Raw genomic sequence first — 15,465 nt, forward strand, 5'->3', positions numbered from 1 at the left:
GCCGTGATGAGAGGACCCAACCGAGTGGCGAGCAAGGTCACCTCGGCCGTGATGCGCCAAGGACTGCGGGTCCTTGGGGTGGCCATTCGCGCAGAGAAGGTGGTGTTCGCGCTGGCGGTGCTGGCCAGCGCGGTCTACGGCGGCATGACCGTCGCCTCCGCCTGGGCCCTCGGGTGGGCGACCCAGAACGTCGTGCTGCCCGCCTTCGGCGAGGGCCGCGCCGTCGCGGGCGCGTTGTGGACGGGAACGTTCCTGATCTTCGGCACGGCACTGCTCAAGGCCCTGGGTGTGGCGGGCCGGCGCATCCTGGCCGGCATCCTGCAGTACCGCATGCAGGCCAGGTCGCGGAGGGACGTGACCAAGCAGTACCTGCGGCTGCCGCTGTCGTGGCACCACCGGCACCCGACGGGGCAGCTGCTGTCGAACGCCGGCGCCGACGCCGAGGCCGCCTGGGCGCCGCTGGCGCCGCTGCCGATGGCCGTGGGCGTGATCGTCATGCTGGTCACGGCGGCGGTCGCGATGGTGTTCACGGATCTTGTGCTGGCGCTCGTCGGTTTCCTGATTTTTCCGGCGATCGCCGTACTGAACCTGGTTTATCAGCGCAAGCTCAGCCCGCTCGCCACCCGCGCGCAGCAACTGCGCGCCGAGGTCAGCGAGATCGCGCACGAGAGCTTCGACGGCGCGCTCGTCGTCAAGACCCTCGGCAGGGAGGACCTGGAGACCGAACGGTTCCAGCGGCGCGCCCACGAACTGCGTGACGCCAACATCGCGGTCGGCCGCGTGCGCGGGCTGTTCGACCCGATGCTGGAGGCCCTGCCCACGATCGGCGTGCTCGCGGTGCTGGCCGTCGGCTCGGCCCGGCTGTCCGGCGGCTCGATCGACCCCGGCGACCTGGTCGAGGTCGCCTACCTCTTCACGCTGCTGGCCTTCCCGATCAGGGCGCTCGGCTGGGTGCTGGCCGAGCTGCCGCGCAGCGTCGTCGGCTGGGGGCGGGTGCAGGCCGTGCTGGACGCGACCGGCTCCATGGAGTACGGGCAGGCCGCCCCGGCCTCGTCGGCGCCCGCCCGGCTCGAGGTGCGCGACGTGTCCTACTCCTACGGCGAGGCCGAGGTGCTGCACGAGGTGACCTTCGACGTGCCCGCCGGGCGCACTGTCGCGCTCGTCGGGCCCACGGGCTCGGGCAAGTCCACCCTCGTGCAGCTGCTCGTCAGGCTCGTCGACCCCGGCAGGGGGCAGGTGCTGCTCGACGGCGTGGACGTGCGGGAGCTCGCCCACGGCCGCATCGCCGAGTCGGTCGCCCTGGTCCCGCAGCAGACGTTCCTCTTCGACGACACCGTCCGCGGCAACATCGCGCTCGGCCTCGACGCCGGAGACGAGGACGTGCGCGCCGCCCTGCGCCTGGCGCAGGCCGACGGGTTCGTCGGGCGGCTGGCCGACGGGCTCGACACGCGCGTCGGCGAGCGCGGCACCTCGCTGTCCGGCGGCCAGCGCCAGCGCATCGCCCTCGCCCGCGCGGTCGTGCGCCGGCCGCGCCTGCTCATCCTCGACGACGCGACCTCCAGCGTGGACCCGCAGGTCGAGGCCAAGATCCTGTACGGGCTGCGGGACGCCGCCGAGGCGTCGACCGTCGTGGTCGTCGCCTACCGGATGGCGACCATCGCCCTCGCCGACGAGGTCGTCTACCTCGACCACGGCCGGGTCGTCGACCGCGGCCCGCACGACGAACTGATCAGGCGCTGCGCCGGCTACCGCAACCTGGTGACCGCCTACGAGCGTGAGGAGGCCGAGCGCGCCGCCATCGACGTGCCGGCCGGAGAAGAAGAGGAGGTCAGCGCATGACGGCCGAGGTCATCCGGGGCAACTCCGAGCGGTCCGCGCTGGCCACCATCCGGCAGGGGCTCTCGCTCACGCCGGAGTTCCGCAAGGGGCTGGTGGTCACGCTGCTGCTGGCCGTCGTCGCGACCATCGGCAAGATCATCGTACCGATCGCCGTCCAGCAGACGATCGACACCGGCCTCAGGACCGGCACTCCCGACACCGCCTACATCACCAGGGCGATCCTGGTCTGCGCGGGCGCGGTGCTGCTCACGGCCGCCGCCGGGTATGTCATGAACGTCCGCCTCTACAAGGCGACGGAGTCGTCACTGGCCACCTTGCGCGTGCGCGGGTTCCGGCACGTGCACGACCTGTCCGTGCTCACCCAGAACACCGAGCGCCGCGGCGCCCTGGTCTCGCGCGTCACCAACGACATCGACCAGATCAGCACGTTCATGCAGTGGGGCGGGCTGATGATCATCGTGGCGTTCGGCCAGCTGTTCGTGGCCACCGTGCTGATGTTCGTCTACTCCTGGCAGCTCACGCTGCTCGTCTGGTTGTGCTTCATCCCCCTGATGATCGCGCTGCCGCGTTTCCAGAAGTTGTTGTCGCGGGCGTACACGACCGTGCGCGAGCGCACCGGCGACATGCTGGCCGCGATCAGCGAGTCCGTCGTCGGCGCCACCGTCATCAGGGCGTACGCCTCCGAGCGCCGTACGGCCGAGCGCATCGACCAGGCGGTCGACGCCAACAGGCTCGCTCAGACCAGGGCGCAGACCATCGTCGGCTTCGTGTTCCCGCTCACCGAGATCGTGGCCGCCGTCGCCATCGCCGGCATCGTGCTGATGGGGGTGCGGCTCGGGTTGTCGGGTGACATCTCGCAGGGCGAGCTGGTGGCGTTCCTGTTCCTGATCACCCTGTTCGTCTCGCCGCTCCAGACCGCCACCGAGGTGCTGAACGAGGCCCAGAACGCCGTCGCGGGCTGGCGGCGCGTGCTCGGCGTCATCGACACCCCGCCGGACGTGGCCGACCCCGGGGACAGGGGCGTGGAACTGCCCCGTGGCCCCATCTCGGTCGCCTTCGAGGACGTGCACTTCTCCTACCCGGGAGGCGTGCCCGTGCTGCGTGAGGTCACCCTGGAGATCCCGCCGCGCTCGCGCGTCGCCGTCGTGGGGGAGACCGGGTCGGGCAAGACCACGTTCGCCAAGCTCCTGACGCGTCTCATGGACCCGGGAGCGGGCCGCGTCACCGTGGACGGCCACGACCTGCGCCGCATCCGCTTCTCCTCACTGCGCGAACGCATCGTCATGGTCCCCCAGGACGGCTTCCTGTTCGACGGGACGCTGGAGGAGAACATCCGCTACGGCAAGCCGTCCGCCACGACCGGCGAGATCCGGCTCGCGATGACAGAGCTGGGCCTGACCGACTGGCTCGACGGGCTGCCCGCGGGCCTGGACACGGCCGTCGGCCAGCGCGGCGAGTCGCTGTCGGCGGGCGAGCGCCAGCTCGTCGCCCTGGCCCGCGCCTACCTCGCCGACCCCGACCTGCTGCTGCTGGACGAGGCCACCTCGGCGGTCGACCCGGCCACCGAGGTACGGCTGGCGCGGGCCCTGGAGGGCGTCACCCGCGGCCGCACCGCCATCTCGATCGCGCACCGCCTGTCCACGGCGGAGAACGCCGACGAGGTGCTGGTCTTCGACGGGGGCCGGTTGGTGCAGCGCGGTCACCACTCGGAGCTGGTGGGCCGGCCTGGCGTGTACGCCGACCTGCACAACTCGTGGATCTCAGCGGCCCACTCGTGACCGGGGCGGTGGCCACCGCCGCCTGATCACCGTCCCACGGGGGAGGCGAACGTCACGGTCGTGCCGCGCGGCCCCGACACGATCAGGACGTGCTCGCACACCATGCGCGTCAGCCACAGCCCCCGCCCGCCGAAGCCCATCCCCCTGGGCGGCCGCGTGTCGCCCAGCCATCCGGGCGGCAGCCCCGGGCCGTCGTCGGAGACCTCGCACCACAGGCGCCCGTCCCCCGGCCACACCCGTAACCGCCCGTGGCCTCCGCCGTGCAGCACCGCGTTGGTGGAGACCTCGTTGACCGCCAGCACGAAGTCCTCCAGGCACCCGCCCGCCAGCCCCTCGCCGGCGGCGTGCTCCGTCACGGTCCTGCGCAGCTCCGTGATGTGCCCCCGCGCGAAGCTGAGGCGGAGGATCCGGCTATCCATCGCGCACCCGCCGGACCGCGGCGAACCCGGCCGGATCGTGCCGAGCGTGCTCGGGCGCTGCTCGGGGAACGGAGCTGACGACGTACACCACGGCGGTCCTCCCACAGGACGCTCGGGAACCCGAAAGTACTCCGCTCAGCGCCATTACGTACCGCATTCTCGGTAAAACCCACCGTGACGCGGCGCGGACAGGTGTACCTTTTCGGCGGGGCCGCCCACGGGAGGGGTCATGAGGAGCATGGGCGCGGATGTGCTGGAGATGACGCGACGCCGACACGGAGACCTCGTGGTGGTGAGCCTGACGGGGGAGGTCGACGTCGACAACGTCTCCGAGGTCAGGAAATGCCTCGACGAGGCTGTGGCGGATCACGGTCCGCGGCTGGTCGTCGATATGACCGGGCTGAGTTTCATCGACACGACAGGGCTCGGCGTGCTGGTGCGCGTGCTCGCCGCCCTGCGCGACAGGGACGGCACGATGGCTCTGGTGGCGCCTCCGGGGCAGGTGCTCCGGCGGCTGCGCAGGACCAACCTGGCGCCGCTGTTCTCCATCTACGACACCCTCCCCCAAGCCCTGACCTGAGGCTCGCGCCGGTGGCGGGGGCGGCGGCGCCGGCTGGTTGAATGGGGTGCATGTCCCTTGACGCCACGATCGCCGCGCGGTTGAAGCGCAACCCCGACGGCCTGGTCCCCGCGATCGCCCAGCAGTACGACACCGGCGAGGTGCTCATGCTGGCCTGGATGAACGACGAGGCGCTGCATCGGACGCTCACCACCGGCAGGGCCACCTACTGGTCGCGCAGCCGCGCGCGGCTCTGGGTCAAGGGCGAGACCTCCGGCCACGTCCAGGTCGTCAAGTCCGTGGCGCTCGACTGCGACGGCGACACCATCCTGGTCAAGGTCGACCAGGTCGAGGGGGCGTGCCACACGGGCGATCGCACCTGCTTCGACGCCGGCCCGCTAGAGCTCGAGCCGAGCTAGGAGCGCGGATGGAGCCCGAGGCGCGGACGTCAAGGCGCGGGGAGCTGTGGGGCTGGGTGGTCATGACGGCCCTCGGCTGCCTGCTCGTGTTGTGGGCCGCCGGCCAGGCGTGGGTGACGGTCCTGGGCGACGGCGCCGCGACGGAGGCGCCGAGCGGCGGCGAGCTGAGCCCCGTGCTCAGCCCTGTGGCGTTGGCCGGGCTGGCCGGCGTGGTAGCGGTGCTGGCCACGAAGGGCGCAGGACGCCGGGCCGTCGGGGCGCTGCTCGCCCTGTGCGGGGCCGGCGCCGCGGTGGCGGCGTGGGCGGCGCTGTCGGGCGACACCGTGAGCGAACGCCTGCGCGAGCAGAACGTGTTGTCCGGCGCCGCCGGGCTGTCCTGGGAGGTCGCGCCGCTGTGGCCCGCCGTGACGGCCGCCGGAGCGATACTGGTGACGGCCGGGGGCGTGCTGGCGGTCCTGCGCGGCGGCCGGTGGGCGGGCATGTCGGCCCGCTACGACCGGGCGGCGGGTGAGCCCTCGGCCCGGGTGAGTGACGACAGGGCGCTCTGGGACGCGCTCGACCGCGGCGACGACCCCACCGACCACCCCACCGGCCACCGCTGAGCCGGGCGACGGTTACGAAACCCCCACTGTTGTGGACCTGCGGGCGCCGGGCAAACGTTTCCTCAATAAGCTGCCGTTGCAACTCGCTACGGACATCGAGGGAGCCGGCTCATGAGCTACGGGGATCAGGGCGGTAGCGGCGGATACGGCGCACAGCCTCCAGGGGGCGGCTACGGCCAGCAGCCCCCCGGCGGGGCCGGCTACGGTCAGCAGCCGCCGAGCGGCGGAGGCTACGGCCAGCAGCCGCCCTCCGGGAGCGGCGGCTACGGGCAGCAGCCGCCGAGCTACGGAGACCAGCCATACGCCTATGGTCAGCAGCCGCCGAGCTACGGCGGTGGTTACGGTCAGCAGCCCCCGAGCTACGGCGGCTACCCGCAGCAGGGCTACGGCTACCAGCAGCCCAGGTCCACCAACGGGATGGCGGTGGCCTCACTCGTCCTCGGCATCATCGGCCTGGTCTTCTGCGGCCTCACCAGCATCCCCGGCGTCATCCTCGGCCATGTCGCGCTCAACCGGATCAAGCGCACCGGCGAGGAGGGCTCGGGCATGGCCATCGGCGGCCTCATCACGTCCTACATCACGGTCGTGATCTGGCTCATGTGCTGGCTCATATTCGGCGGTATGCTCCTTTCCTTTATCGGGATCGCCAGTACCGCCGGCAGCACGGTGGACTACCAGTAGGCGGTACGCGGCTCGTGTAGCCGGACCGTGACGGCGTGCTTGCGGTCCGATTACGAATTGTCCGCGAAATCGACGTTGATCCACGTAGGAGATGGTTTCTCGCTAGGCTGCCGCGCGAACTGGATCCGAAGATGACGACATGAGGGGTCATTAGCATGAGTTACGGAAACCAGGGCGACGGCGGCTACGGCGCCCAGCCTCCCGGAGGCGGCTATGGCCAGCAGCCCCCGAGTGGTGGTGGCTACGGCCAGCAGCCCCCGAGTGGCGGTGGCTACGGCCAGCAGCCCCCGAGCGGGGGCGGCGGTTACGGCCAGCAGCCGCCCAGCGGCGGTGGTGGCTACGGCGGTGGTTATGGCCAGCAGCCGCCGAGCGGGGGCGGCGGTTACGGCCAGCAGCCGCCGAGCGGCGGTGGTTACGGCGGCTACGGTCAGCAGCCGCCCGGTGGTGGCGGCTACGGCGACGGCGGTTACGGCCAGCCTCCCGGCGGCGGCTACGGCGGCGGCAACCCGCCCGACAACCAGCTCGTCCCGGCCATCCTCACGACCCTGTTCTGCTGCCTGCCGCTCGGCATCGTGGCGCTCGTCAAGTCGTCGCAGGTCAACTCGAAGTGGCAGGTCGGCGACTATCAGGGCGCGATGCAGGCCGCAGACGAGGCCAAGACCTGGTGGAAGCGCAGCCTGATCTTCGGCGCCATCAGCATCGTCATCGGCATCATCGCGTACATCGTGATCTTCTTCGTTCTGGCCGCGAGCGTGTCCACGTACTCGTACTCGACGTACTGAGCCGGCGCGACGGCGGGCAGCGGACGCTGGAAGGCGGATACTGAAGGCATGGGCATCGCAACAACCGAGCGGCGTGGCACGGATCGCGTCAGGCGCCTGCTCGCGCCGCTCGGTGTTGCCGCGGGCGTGGGCGCCGCGTTCGCGGTCGTCGGCGTGGTCGACCCCAACGAGCCCGGCCACTATCCGACGTGCCCGTTCCTGTGGCTGACCGGCCTCTACTGCCCTGGCTGCGGCACGATGCGCACCATGCACGCCCTCGCGCATCTCGACCCGGTCGCCGCGCTGGGGCTCAATCCGCTCGCCGTGGCCATGATCCCGTTCCTGCTGTTCTGGTGGGGGCGATGGGTGCTGCGCGCCTGGCAGGGCCGGCCCAGGCGGACGACGCTGGCGCATCCGGCGTGGCTGTGGGCGTTCATCGCGATCGTCATGGTCTACTGGGTGGTCCGTAATCTGCCTGTCGGCGCGTTCCTCGCCCCCTAGGCAGGGCCGGTGGTGAGGTGACCCCGTGGGGGCCGATACCATCGCAGGACAAGGCGGAGAGCGTACGCGAGGCGAACTCCCCGCCACCCCCACTGTCGACCGGAGGGACTCCAAGCGCGTGAGTGAGCGGACGGAAGGGCCGAGTGTCCTCGACGGCATCCTCGACGGGGTGCGCGCCGACCTCGCCGCACGCCAGCAGACCGTGTCCATGGACGAGCTCAAGCAGCGAGCCGAGCGGGCCCAGCCGCCCAGGGACGCGATGGCCGCGCTCGGAGGCGACAGGATCTCGGTGATCGCCGAGGTCAAGCGATCCAGCCCGTCCAAGGGCGCGCTCGCCGCGATCGCCGACCCCGCCGCGCTGGCCTCCGACTACGAAGCGGGCGGCGCCCACGTCATCAGCGTGCTGACCGAGCGCCGCAAGTTCGGGGGCAGCCTGGAAGACCTGGCCGCGGTCCGTTCCCGGGTCGACATCCCGATCCTGCGCAAGGACTTCATCCTCACCTCCTACCAGCTCTGGGAGGCCAGGGCCCACGGCGCCGACCTGGCGCTGCTGATGGTCGTCTGCCTGGAGCAGGAGGCCCTGGTGTCACTGATCGAGCGGGCCGAGTCGATCGGGCTCACCCCGCTGGTCGAGGTGCACACCGAGGAGGAGCTCGAACGAGCGGTCGCCGCGGGGGCCCGGGTCATCGGGATCAACGCCCGCAATCTGAAGACACTCGAGGTCGATCGCGACGTCTTCGCGAAGCTGGCGCCGAAGACCCCCGATAATGTGATCAAAATCGCCGAGTCGGGTGTGCGCGGCCCGCACGACCTGCTGGCCTACGCCAGAGGCGGTGCCGACGCCGTCCTGGTGGGGGAGAGCCTGGTCACCGGCAAGGACCCGCGCAAGGCCGTGGAGGCGCTGGTGACGGCCGGCGCCCATCCGTCGACGCGCCCCGACCACTCAGCAGAGGGATAGCAGTGGCACACGAAGGCTCCATCCTGACCGCCGCCGACCTGGCGGGCAACGGCGCGCGCGGCGACGACCCCGACGTGCACGGAAAGTTCGGCATCTTCGGCGGCAGATACGTGCCGGAGGCCCTCATCCCGGCGCTCGACGAGGTGGCCGCGGTCTACGAGAAGGCCAAGAACGACGCGCAGTTCCTGAGCGAGTTCGACCACCTCCTGCGCACCTACGCGGGCCGTCCCACCACGCTGACCGACGTGTCGCGCTTCAGCGAGCAGGCCGGCGGCGCCAGGATCGTGCTCAAGCGGGAGGACCTCACCCACACCGGCGCCCACAAGATCAACAACGTGCTCGGCCAGGCGCTGCTGACCAAGCGCCTGGGCAAGAAGCGGGTGATCGCCGAGACCGGCGCCGGCCAGCACGGTGTGGCCACGGCGACCGCCGCGGCCCTGCTCGGCCTGGAGTGCGTCATCTACATGGGCGCGGTCGACTGCGAGCGCCAGGCACTCAACGTCGCCAGGATGAAGCTGCTCGGCGCGACCGTGGTGCCGGTCACCAACGGCTCGCAGACGCTGAAGGACGCCATCAACGAGGCGTTCCGCGACTGGGTGACCAATGTCGACACCACCCACTACCTCTTCGGCACCGTCGCGGGCCCGCACCCGTTCCCCGAGATCGTGCGCGACTTCGCCCGCATCATCGGCGTCGAGGCCCGCCGCCAGATGCTTGAGCTGACCGGCCGGCTGCCCGACGCGGTGTGCGCCGCGGTCGGCGGCGGCAGCAACGCGATCGGCGCCTTCCACGCGTTCATCGGCGACGAGGGCGTCCAACTGCACGGCTACGAAGCCGCCGGGCGCGGCCTGGAGAGCGGCGAGCACGCGCTCACCCTCACCTCGGGCTCGGTCGGCGTGCTGCACGGCTCGCGCACCTACGTCCTGCAGGACGACGAGGGCCAGACCATCGAGTCCCACTCGATCTCCGCCGGGCTCGACTACCCTGGCGTCGGCCCCGAGCACGCCTGGCTCAAGGACTCCGGCCGCGCCGTCTACCACGGCGTCACCGACGACGAGGCGATGGCCGCCTTCTCGCTGCTGGCCAGGACCGAGGGCATCATCCCCGCCATCGAGTCCTCCCACGCCCTGGCGGGCGCGCTGGTGCTCGGCCGCGAGCTCGGCCCCGAGGCGACCATCCTGGTCAACCTCTCCGGCCGCGGCGACAAGGACATGGGCACGGCGATGAAATACTTCAACCTCTGAACCTCGCGAGGCCTCGCGATTCCGAGGCTTCGGACGCCTCGCAGCTCGGGGCATCCGGAGGCCATCGAGACCGCTGAGGAGCCCGGGGCCACGCGGATCCGCCGACGGCCTGCGCCGGGCCGCTCACCGCGCGGTCTCCCGCGACACCCCGGGCCTTGAGCGGCGCGGAGGATTCTGGGCGGGCGCGTGGCAGGGCATCATGGTGAGACTCGACTTTCGAAACGGACAGACATGACGACTCTTCAGACGGTTTTCGCCAAGGCGAAGGCGGACAACCGGGCCGCGCTCGTCGGCTACCTGCCCGCGGGGTTCCCGTCCAAGGACGGCGCCGTCGCCGCCGCCACGACCCTGGTCGAGGCCGGCTGCGACGTCATCGAGATCGGCCTGCCCTACTCCGACCCGCTCATGGACGGCCCCACCATCCAGGACGCCGTGCACCGGTCGCTGGTCAACGGCACGCGCATCGCCGACGTGATGCGCACGGTCGAGGGGGTCGCCGCCACCGGGGCCGCCACGCTCGTCATGACGTACTGGAACCCCATCGACAAATACGGCGCAGAGCGCTTCGCTCGCGATCTGGCCAACGCGGGCGGCGCGGGCACGATCACGCCCGACCTGACGCCCGAGGAGTCGGAGCCGTGGCGGGCGGCCTCGGCGGGCGCCGGCATCGACACCGTGTTCCTGGTGGCGCCCAGCTCGACGGACCAGCGCATCAAGGCCGTGGTCGACTGCTGCACGGGCTTCGTCTACGCGGCCTCGCTGATGGGCGTCACGGGTGCCAGGGAGAGCGTCAACGCCGCCGCCGAGGGTCTGGTGCAGCGCACTCGCGCCCACACGGACCTGCCGGTGTGCGTGGGTCTCGGGGTCGGCACCGGAGGCCAGGCGGCCGAGGTGGCGGCCTACGCCGACGGCGTCATCGTGGGGTCGGCGTTCATCCGCCGCATGCTCGACGCACCCGACGAGGCCGCGGGCCGTGACTCGATCGCCGTCCTCGCGAAAGACATGGCCAAAGGCGTGCGCCGCTGACGACGGCCGAGCTTCACCCTGCGTGGCGAAGGTCGGCGTAGAGCCTGGAATGAGGGTTGTAGACGCCGCTGGGGACGAGATACAGGTTGAGCGCTACCTGCATCAGCACCAGCCACACGGCATACTGCACGGCGCTGAGGCCGGGGACGACGTCGATCGGCAGGGTATGGGCCATGACGACCCGAACGAGGGCGTCGATGATCAGTCCGACGCCGTAGATGACGGTCGCCACCCGCCAGATCCTGCGGAAGCGGGGCAGCCGATCCCACAACACGTCCCACGACTCGCGGGGCCCGAGCCGCCCTTCGATCATGAGCCTGGTGAACAAGAAGGCCAGCGGCCTGTCGCCGCGCACGCTGACCAGGAACCACAGGCCTCCGGCGGCCATGAACCAGCCGTCCTTGGCCAGCAGGAGCCTGGGGTCGTGGATCAGCGAGGCGACCGCGGCGCCGGTGAGCATCATGGTCGTCATGAACACGCCGATCCTGTCGGGCCTGCGGCGGCGTACGAGATCGGAGACGACGCTGAGGCCGGGGACGAACGAGCAGATCAGCAACGCGGCGTAGGCGCCGACGTCGGCGGCGCGCAGGAGGTAGTACAGGCCGATGGGCACGCCCACGTCCACCGCCAGGGTGAGCAGCCCTCTGTTCCTGGCGCTCATGGTCGCGTGGCCCTGGCGAAGATCCATGCCAGTTCGTCGCCATATTCCCCAAGGTCGGCGTCCGGTACGGCCTCCAGCAGGAAGGGCAGCCCGTCGAGCGCCCGCTGGATCGCCATCGCCATCACGCGGGTGTTGAACGGGCCGAACTCGCCGCTTTCCTGGCCCTTGACGAGGAGGTGTTCGACGTGACCCAGCACCGTCAGGTCCGTGGCCGCGTCCTGCGCCGCGGAGCCGCCCTCGGGCTTGAAGTTGAGGAAGATCTCCGTGGCGGCGCGCATCTCGGCGCGGTGGCCCGCGATGTGCTCCACCAGCGAGCGGATGTAGGTGTCGAGCGCGGCGCGCGGCGTGGTCGCGGCGCTCACCCTGGCGGTCATGAACGCCGCCAGGTCGGTGTAGATCGTGCTGATCGCCTTGCTGATCAGCTCGTCCTTGCTGTCGAAGTGGTAGGAGATCAGCCGCGTGCTGCTGAGCCCGGCCCGCTCGGCGATCTTGGAGTAGGACGCCTGGCGGTAGCCGATCTCGGCGATCGTCGCGATGGCCGCGTCGACGATCTGTGCCCGACGCGCGGTGCTCGTCACCGAGTCCTCTCGCTTTACCTGCATGAGTAATTTTTAACTCATACAAGTAAAAATTGCAACTCGGGGGAGCCGGAAGGGGAAGCGGCTTAGCGGACGCTTATCGTGAACGTGATCGGATGGGAAGCCGGTACTGTGCCCATCTCGGCACAGAGAAAGAGGAGATGACCCGTGGCCGCGTCACAATCGTCACATCGAGCTACGGCAGCGATACCCTGGGTGACGGTCGTCGCCCGGCTGGTCCTGGGCGGGGTGCTGATCGTGGCGGGCGCGCTCAAGATCGGCAATCCGACGGACTCCGTGGTGGCGGTCAAGGCTTACCAGTTGCTGCCCGAGTCGGTCGCCGTCCCGGTGGGCTACGCCCTGCCGATGCTGGAGATCGTGGTCGGCGTGCTGCTGGTCGTCGGTCTGCTGACCAGGGTGGCCGCGGTGGTCGCGGGGCTGCTCATGTTCGCGTTCGTCTTCGGCATCGCCTGGGCCTGGGCGAACGGCCTGCGGATCGACTGCGGCTGCTTCGGCGGCGGCGGCCAGCTGGGACAAGGGCAGGAGCCCACCTACCTGCTCGACATCCTGCGTGACTTCGGCCTCGTGCTACTCGGCGCCTGGATCACGCGGTTCCCGCCGGGCCGCCTGGCTCTCGACGGAGCACTCGGTCTGGGAGGCGATACTCGTGATGTGGAGGACGAAGGATGAGCAAGGGGCAGCGGACGAAGGCCATGTCGAAGTCAGCGCGTGACAAGATCAAGGAACAGCAGGCCGCCGCTCGCGCTCAGGAGCGGCGCAGGAAGATCGTGACCTACGTCGCCGCGGGGGCGGTCGCGGTGGCCGCGGTCGGAGCGGGCTGGTGGTACGCGGCCAGCAACTCGCGCTCGGAGGACGCCTCCGGCGCGCTCGCCCCCATCACGGTGCAGCCCGACGGCGCCGCCGTGATGGCCAAGCAGGGCGTCACAGGGCCCGTGGTCGACATCTATGAGGACTTCCAGTGCCCCGCCTGTAAGGAGCTCGAGCGGGTCAGCGGCCAGACCTTCAAAAACCTCGCCGCCGAGGGCCTGGCGAAGGTGGTCTACCACCCCATCACGATCTTCTCCCAGGAGCCGACGAAGTCCAACTCCGTACGCGCGGGCAGCGCCTCCCGGTGTGTGGCCGACGGCAAGCAGTGGATGGCCTTCCACGACCTGCTCTTCGAGAACCAGCCGCCGGAGACCGAGCCGGGCTTCCAGCCCGAGCAGCTCGTGCAGTGGGGCAAGGACGCCGGGATCACGTCGCCGGAGTTCGAGCAGTGCGTCACCTCGGGCAAGCACGCCCAGACGCAGCTGTCGTACAGCAAGAAGGTCAGTGACGAACAGAAGCTCGACCATACGCCGACCGTGAAACTGAACGGCATAGAAATAGACAACGGGGTACTCTTCAGCCCACAAGAGTTGCGCGAAGAGATTACGAAGGCGGCCAAGTAGCCGCACTTCCGCTACCCTCACCTGACATGCCCCTTGCCTCGATTCCCAGCCCTTCCCAAGGGGTCTGGTATCTCGGAATCATCCCGATCCGGGCTTATGCGCTCTGCATTGTGCTCGGCGTCATCGTCGCTGTCTGGCTGAGCGAGCGGCGCTGGCGCGCTCGTGGTGGCGAGAAGGGGACGATCATCGACCTCGCGGTCCCCGCGGTCATCTTCGGCCTGATCGGCGGACGCCTCTACCACGTCATCACCGACTGGCAGACCTATTTCGGCAGCCGCGCGATCAAGGAGCCCATCCAGGCGCTGTTCATCTGGGAGGGCGGTCTCGGCATCTGGGGCGCGGTCGCGCTCGGCGGCGTCGGCGTCTGGTGGTGGGTGCGCAAGCGCGGCATCTCCCTGGGCGCCGTCGCCGACACGGTCGCCCCCGGCATCGCCTTCGCCCAGGGCATCGGCCGCTGGGGCAACTGGTTCAACCAGGAGCTGTACGGCGGGCCGACCACGCTGCCGTGGGGGCTGGAGATCGATGTCGCCCACGGGGGAGAGCCCGGCGTTCTCTACCACCCGACGTTCCTGTACGAGTCGGTGTGGGACATCGCGCTGGGCTTCGCGCTGCTGTTCGCAGGGGCGCGGTTCAGGCTGCACCACGGGCGGCTGTTCGCCCTCTACGTCGCCGGCTACACGCTCGGCAGGTTCTGGATCGAGGGCCTGCGCATCGACCCGGTCGGCGGGGTCGATCACGCTGTGACCTTCCTGGGGCTGCGGATCAACCAGTGGACGTCGATCCTGCTGTTCGTGGGCGCGCTGGTCTACCTCTGGGTGAGGCGGAAGAAGGACGACGAAGAGTTCGTCGTGCCCTTGTCCGAGCTCCCGGACCCGGCGCACGTGTCCGGTCAGGCCGATCCCGGCTCGCCCGACGCGCCCGACGGCGACGCGCCCGACGGCGACGGGGCCGATCGCGGACGGCAGGACGACGACCCGGCGCCCGGCGAGCCGGAGGAGGTCCCTGACGGTGATGCCGTGACGAAGGGGAAGAAGTAGCGATGAGCGGTCGCGCGGAGGCTCACCACCAGCACCGCGACGTCACCGGAGGCTGGTTGCGGCCCTCGGTGTTCGGCGCGATGGACGGTCTGGTGTCGAACTTCGCGCTGATCGCGGGTGTCGCGGGTGGCACCGCCGACACCAAGGTCATCTCCCTTGCCGGCGTCGCCGGTCTGGCCGCGGGCGCGCTGTCCATGGCGGGCGGCGAATACGTCTCGGTGGCGAGCCAGCGTGAGCTGGCGCAGGCCGAGATCGCCGTCGAACGCCGCGAACTCGCCCGCCACCCCGACGACGAACAAGCCGAGCTGGCGCAGACGTTCGTCGACCGGGGCGTGTCCCCAGAACTCGCGGCCGAGGTGTCCCGGCAGATCTCACGCAACCCCGACCAGGCGCTGGAGGTGCACACCCGCAACGAGCTCGGCGTGGCCCCAGGCGAGCTGCCGTCGCCGTCCCTGGCCGCGGTGTCGTCGTTCCTGTCGTTCGGCGTGGGTGCGGTGCTGCCGTTGCTGCCGTACCTCCTCGGGGTTTCGAGCCTGACGGTGTCGGCCGTGCTCTCCTGCGTGGCGCTGTTCGGCGCGGGCGCGCTGGTCTCCACGGTGACCGCCCGCACCTGGTGGTATTCCGGCTTGCGGCAGCTCGTGGTGGGCGCGGTGGCCGCCGCGGTCACGTTCGCGCTGGGCAGCCTGATCGGAGCGGCGGCGCTGTGATGGCCAGGAGAAGAGCCACACCCGGCTCCGGCAACCCCTCGAAGCGCCCCAGGCCCGCAACCGACCCCCAGGGCGCCGGTGGGCGTAGTGGGGAGTGGCCTGCCGCGGACGGCCCTGGCGGCTGGCCTGCGTCGGGTGGCCCAGGTGGCAGGCGTGCGGCTGACGGCCGTAGTGGGGGCCGGTCGGCTGCCGATGGATCGGGCGATGGGTGGTCCGCGTCGGGCGGCGGGGGACATGCTGCGGG

The 15,465-nt window shown here is 70.6% G+C and carries 18 protein-coding genes; 15 read left to right on the forward strand and 3 right to left on the reverse strand.

What is annotated here, in order from left to right; translation table 11 throughout:
* The first annotated feature begins 6 nt into the window (after positions 1 to 6).
* Together GUY59_RS34205 and GUY59_RS34210 are read left to right on the forward strand one after the other, a co-directional pair.
* Positions 7 to 1,839 carry an ABC transporter ATP-binding protein gene (locus GUY59_RS34205; RefSeq protein ID WP_171055518.1) on the forward strand — a complete coding sequence of 611 codons (1,833 nt, stop codon included), beginning with the start codon at positions 7 to 9 and terminating at the stop codon, positions 1,837 to 1,839.
* Entirely contained in the window at positions 1,836 to 3,617 is a 1,782-nt protein-coding gene (locus tag GUY59_RS34210; protein ID WP_138204923.1) for an ABC transporter ATP-binding protein, read from the forward strand. The genes GUY59_RS34205 and GUY59_RS34210 overlap by 4 nt, the downstream gene beginning before the upstream one ends.
* Before the next feature lie 26 nt (positions 3,618 to 3,643).
* On the opposite strand, the gene GUY59_RS34215 is transcribed toward GUY59_RS34210, so the two are convergent.
* On the reverse strand, positions 3,644 to 4,036 hold the full coding sequence (locus tag GUY59_RS34215) for an ATP-binding protein (RefSeq protein WP_138204925.1): 393 nt from the start codon (positions 4,034 to 4,036) through the stop codon (positions 3,644 to 3,646).
* Positions 4,037 to 4,265: 229 nt separating this feature from the next.
* Between GUY59_RS34215 and GUY59_RS34220 the strand changes: the two genes are divergently transcribed.
* From GUY59_RS34220 to trpA, 9 genes are all read left to right on the forward strand, one after another.
* Complete coding sequence (locus GUY59_RS34220; RefSeq protein WP_132339054.1) at positions 4,266 to 4,616, forward strand: STAS domain-containing protein; 351 nt, start codon at positions 4,266 to 4,268, stop codon at positions 4,614 to 4,616.
* A gap of 50 nt (positions 4,617 to 4,666) precedes the next feature.
* Positions 4,667 to 5,014: a phosphoribosyl-AMP cyclohydrolase gene (gene hisI / locus GUY59_RS34225; RefSeq protein WP_138204927.1), complete on the forward strand. Its 348-nt coding sequence runs from the start codon at positions 4,667 to 4,669 to the stop codon at positions 5,012 to 5,014.
* Between the two features lie 8 nt (positions 5,015 to 5,022).
* Positions 5,023 to 5,616, forward strand: a complete 594-nt coding sequence (locus GUY59_RS34230; RefSeq protein WP_138204929.1) for a Trp biosynthesis-associated membrane protein — start codon at positions 5,023 to 5,025, stop codon at positions 5,614 to 5,616.
* A 111-nt stretch (positions 5,617 to 5,727) separates the two neighbouring features.
* Positions 5,728 to 6,297 carry a DUF4190 domain-containing protein gene (locus tag GUY59_RS34235; RefSeq protein WP_138204931.1) on the forward strand — a complete coding sequence of 190 codons (570 nt, stop codon included), beginning with the start codon at positions 5,728 to 5,730 and terminating at the stop codon, positions 6,295 to 6,297.
* Between the two features lie 155 nt (positions 6,298 to 6,452).
* Entirely contained in the window at positions 6,453 to 7,079 is a 627-nt protein-coding gene (locus GUY59_RS34240) for a CD225/dispanin family protein (protein WP_138204933.1), read from the forward strand.
* Positions 7,080 to 7,127: 48 nt separating this feature from the next.
* Positions 7,128 to 7,559 carry a DUF2752 domain-containing protein gene (locus GUY59_RS34245; RefSeq protein WP_138204935.1) on the forward strand — a complete coding sequence of 144 codons (432 nt, stop codon included), beginning with the start codon at positions 7,128 to 7,130 and terminating at the stop codon, positions 7,557 to 7,559.
* Between the two features lie 118 nt (positions 7,560 to 7,677).
* On the forward strand, positions 7,678 to 8,517 hold the full coding sequence (gene trpC, locus GUY59_RS34250; protein ID WP_138204937.1) for an indole-3-glycerol phosphate synthase TrpC: 840 nt from the start codon (positions 7,678 to 7,680) through the stop codon (positions 8,515 to 8,517).
* Between the two features lie 20 nt (positions 8,518 to 8,537).
* Complete coding sequence (gene trpB, locus GUY59_RS34255) at positions 8,538 to 9,761, forward strand: tryptophan synthase subunit beta (RefSeq protein WP_132333425.1); 1,224 nt, start codon at positions 8,538 to 8,540, stop codon at positions 9,759 to 9,761.
* A 231-nt stretch (positions 9,762 to 9,992) separates the two neighbouring features.
* Positions 9,993 to 10,787: a tryptophan synthase subunit alpha gene (gene trpA, locus GUY59_RS34260; RefSeq protein WP_138204939.1), complete on the forward strand. Its 795-nt coding sequence runs from the start codon at positions 9,993 to 9,995 to the stop codon at positions 10,785 to 10,787.
* A 13-nt stretch (positions 10,788 to 10,800) separates the two neighbouring features.
* On the opposite strand, the gene GUY59_RS34265 is transcribed toward trpA, so the two are convergent.
* Positions 10,801 to 11,475: a VC0807 family protein gene (locus GUY59_RS34265; RefSeq protein ID WP_138204941.1), complete on the reverse strand. Its 675-nt coding sequence runs from the start codon at positions 11,473 to 11,475 to the stop codon at positions 10,801 to 10,803.
* Positions 11,445 to 12,050, reverse strand: coding sequence for a TetR/AcrR family transcriptional regulator (locus GUY59_RS34270; protein WP_138204943.1), 606 nt, complete (start codon positions 12,048 to 12,050; stop codon positions 11,445 to 11,447). The genes GUY59_RS34265 and GUY59_RS34270 overlap by 31 nt, the downstream gene beginning before the upstream one ends.
* Before the next feature lie 192 nt (positions 12,051 to 12,242).
* Here GUY59_RS34270 and GUY59_RS34275 point away from each other — a divergent pair, with 192 nt between their 5' ends.
* The 4 genes from GUY59_RS34275 to GUY59_RS34290 all read left to right on the forward strand — a co-directional run bounded on the left by GUY59_RS34275 (position 12,243) and on the right by GUY59_RS34290 (position 15,221).
* Positions 12,243 to 12,716 carry a MauE/DoxX family redox-associated membrane protein gene (locus GUY59_RS34275; RefSeq protein ID WP_132637051.1) on the forward strand — a complete coding sequence of 158 codons (474 nt, stop codon included), beginning with the start codon at positions 12,243 to 12,245 and terminating at the stop codon, positions 12,714 to 12,716.
* Positions 12,713 to 13,477 (forward strand): DsbA family protein, encoded by a 765-nt coding sequence (locus GUY59_RS34280; RefSeq protein ID WP_138204945.1) that lies wholly within the window; start codon positions 12,713 to 12,715, stop codon positions 13,475 to 13,477. The genes GUY59_RS34275 and GUY59_RS34280 overlap by 4 nt, the downstream gene beginning before the upstream one ends.
* A gap of 110 nt (positions 13,478 to 13,587) precedes the next feature.
* Positions 13,588 to 14,514: a prolipoprotein diacylglyceryl transferase gene (lgt, locus tag GUY59_RS34285; RefSeq protein WP_252375118.1), complete on the forward strand. Its 927-nt coding sequence runs from the start codon at positions 13,588 to 13,590 to the stop codon at positions 14,512 to 14,514.
* 2 nt (positions 14,515 to 14,516) lie between these two features.
* Positions 14,517 to 15,221 (forward strand): VIT1/CCC1 transporter family protein, encoded by a 705-nt coding sequence (locus tag GUY59_RS34290; protein WP_132333399.1) that lies wholly within the window; start codon positions 14,517 to 14,519, stop codon positions 15,219 to 15,221.
* Positions 15,222 to 15,465 lie beyond the last annotated feature (244 nt).

Source organism: Nonomuraea sp. K271, from assembly GCF_009908215.1.
GTDB lineage: Bacteria > Actinomycetota > Actinomycetes > Streptosporangiales > Streptosporangiaceae > Nonomuraea > Nonomuraea longispora.

What these genes read in the sequence shown, in the direction of transcription:
- GUY59_RS34220 (WP_132339054.1), top strand. Translation starts at nt 4,266, where the DNA reads ATGAGGAGCATGGGCGCGGATGTGCTGGAGATGACGCGACGCCGACAC.
- GUY59_RS34230 (WP_138204929.1), top strand. Translation starts at nt 5,023, where the DNA reads ATGGAGCCCGAGGCGCGGACGTCAAGGCGCGGGGAGCTGTGGGGCTGG.
- GUY59_RS34210 (WP_138204923.1), top strand. Translation starts at nt 1,836, where the DNA reads ATGACGGCCGAGGTCATCCGGGGCAACTCCGAGCGGTCCGCGCTGGCC.
- GUY59_RS34265 (WP_138204941.1), bottom strand. Translation starts at nt 11,475, where the DNA reads ATGGATCTTCGCCAGGGCCACGCGACCATGAGCGCCAGGAACAGAGGG.
- GUY59_RS34245 (WP_138204935.1), top strand. Translation starts at nt 7,128, where the DNA reads ATGGGCATCGCAACAACCGAGCGGCGTGGCACGGATCGCGTCAGGCGC.
- hisI (WP_138204927.1), top strand. Translation starts at nt 4,667, where the DNA reads ATGTCCCTTGACGCCACGATCGCCGCGCGGTTGAAGCGCAACCCCGAC.
- GUY59_RS34240 (WP_138204933.1), top strand. Translation starts at nt 6,453, where the DNA reads ATGAGTTACGGAAACCAGGGCGACGGCGGCTACGGCGCCCAGCCTCCC.
- GUY59_RS34215 (WP_138204925.1), bottom strand. Translation starts at nt 4,036, where the DNA reads ATGGATAGCCGGATCCTCCGCCTCAGCTTCGCGCGGGGGCACATCACG.
- GUY59_RS34205 (WP_171055518.1), top strand. Translation starts at nt 7, where the DNA reads ATGAGAGGACCCAACCGAGTGGCGAGCAAGGTCACCTCGGCCGTGATG.
- trpA (WP_138204939.1), top strand. Translation starts at nt 9,993, where the DNA reads ATGACGACTCTTCAGACGGTTTTCGCCAAGGCGAAGGCGGACAACCGG.
- GUY59_RS34290 (WP_132333399.1), top strand. Translation starts at nt 14,517, where the DNA reads ATGAGCGGTCGCGCGGAGGCTCACCACCAGCACCGCGACGTCACCGGA.
- GUY59_RS34235 (WP_138204931.1), top strand. Translation starts at nt 5,728, where the DNA reads ATGAGCTACGGGGATCAGGGCGGTAGCGGCGGATACGGCGCACAGCCT.
- GUY59_RS34270 (WP_138204943.1), bottom strand. Translation starts at nt 12,050, where the DNA reads ATGCAGGTAAAGCGAGAGGACTCGGTGACGAGCACCGCGCGTCGGGCA.
- GUY59_RS34280 (WP_138204945.1), top strand. Translation starts at nt 12,713, where the DNA reads ATGAGCAAGGGGCAGCGGACGAAGGCCATGTCGAAGTCAGCGCGTGAC.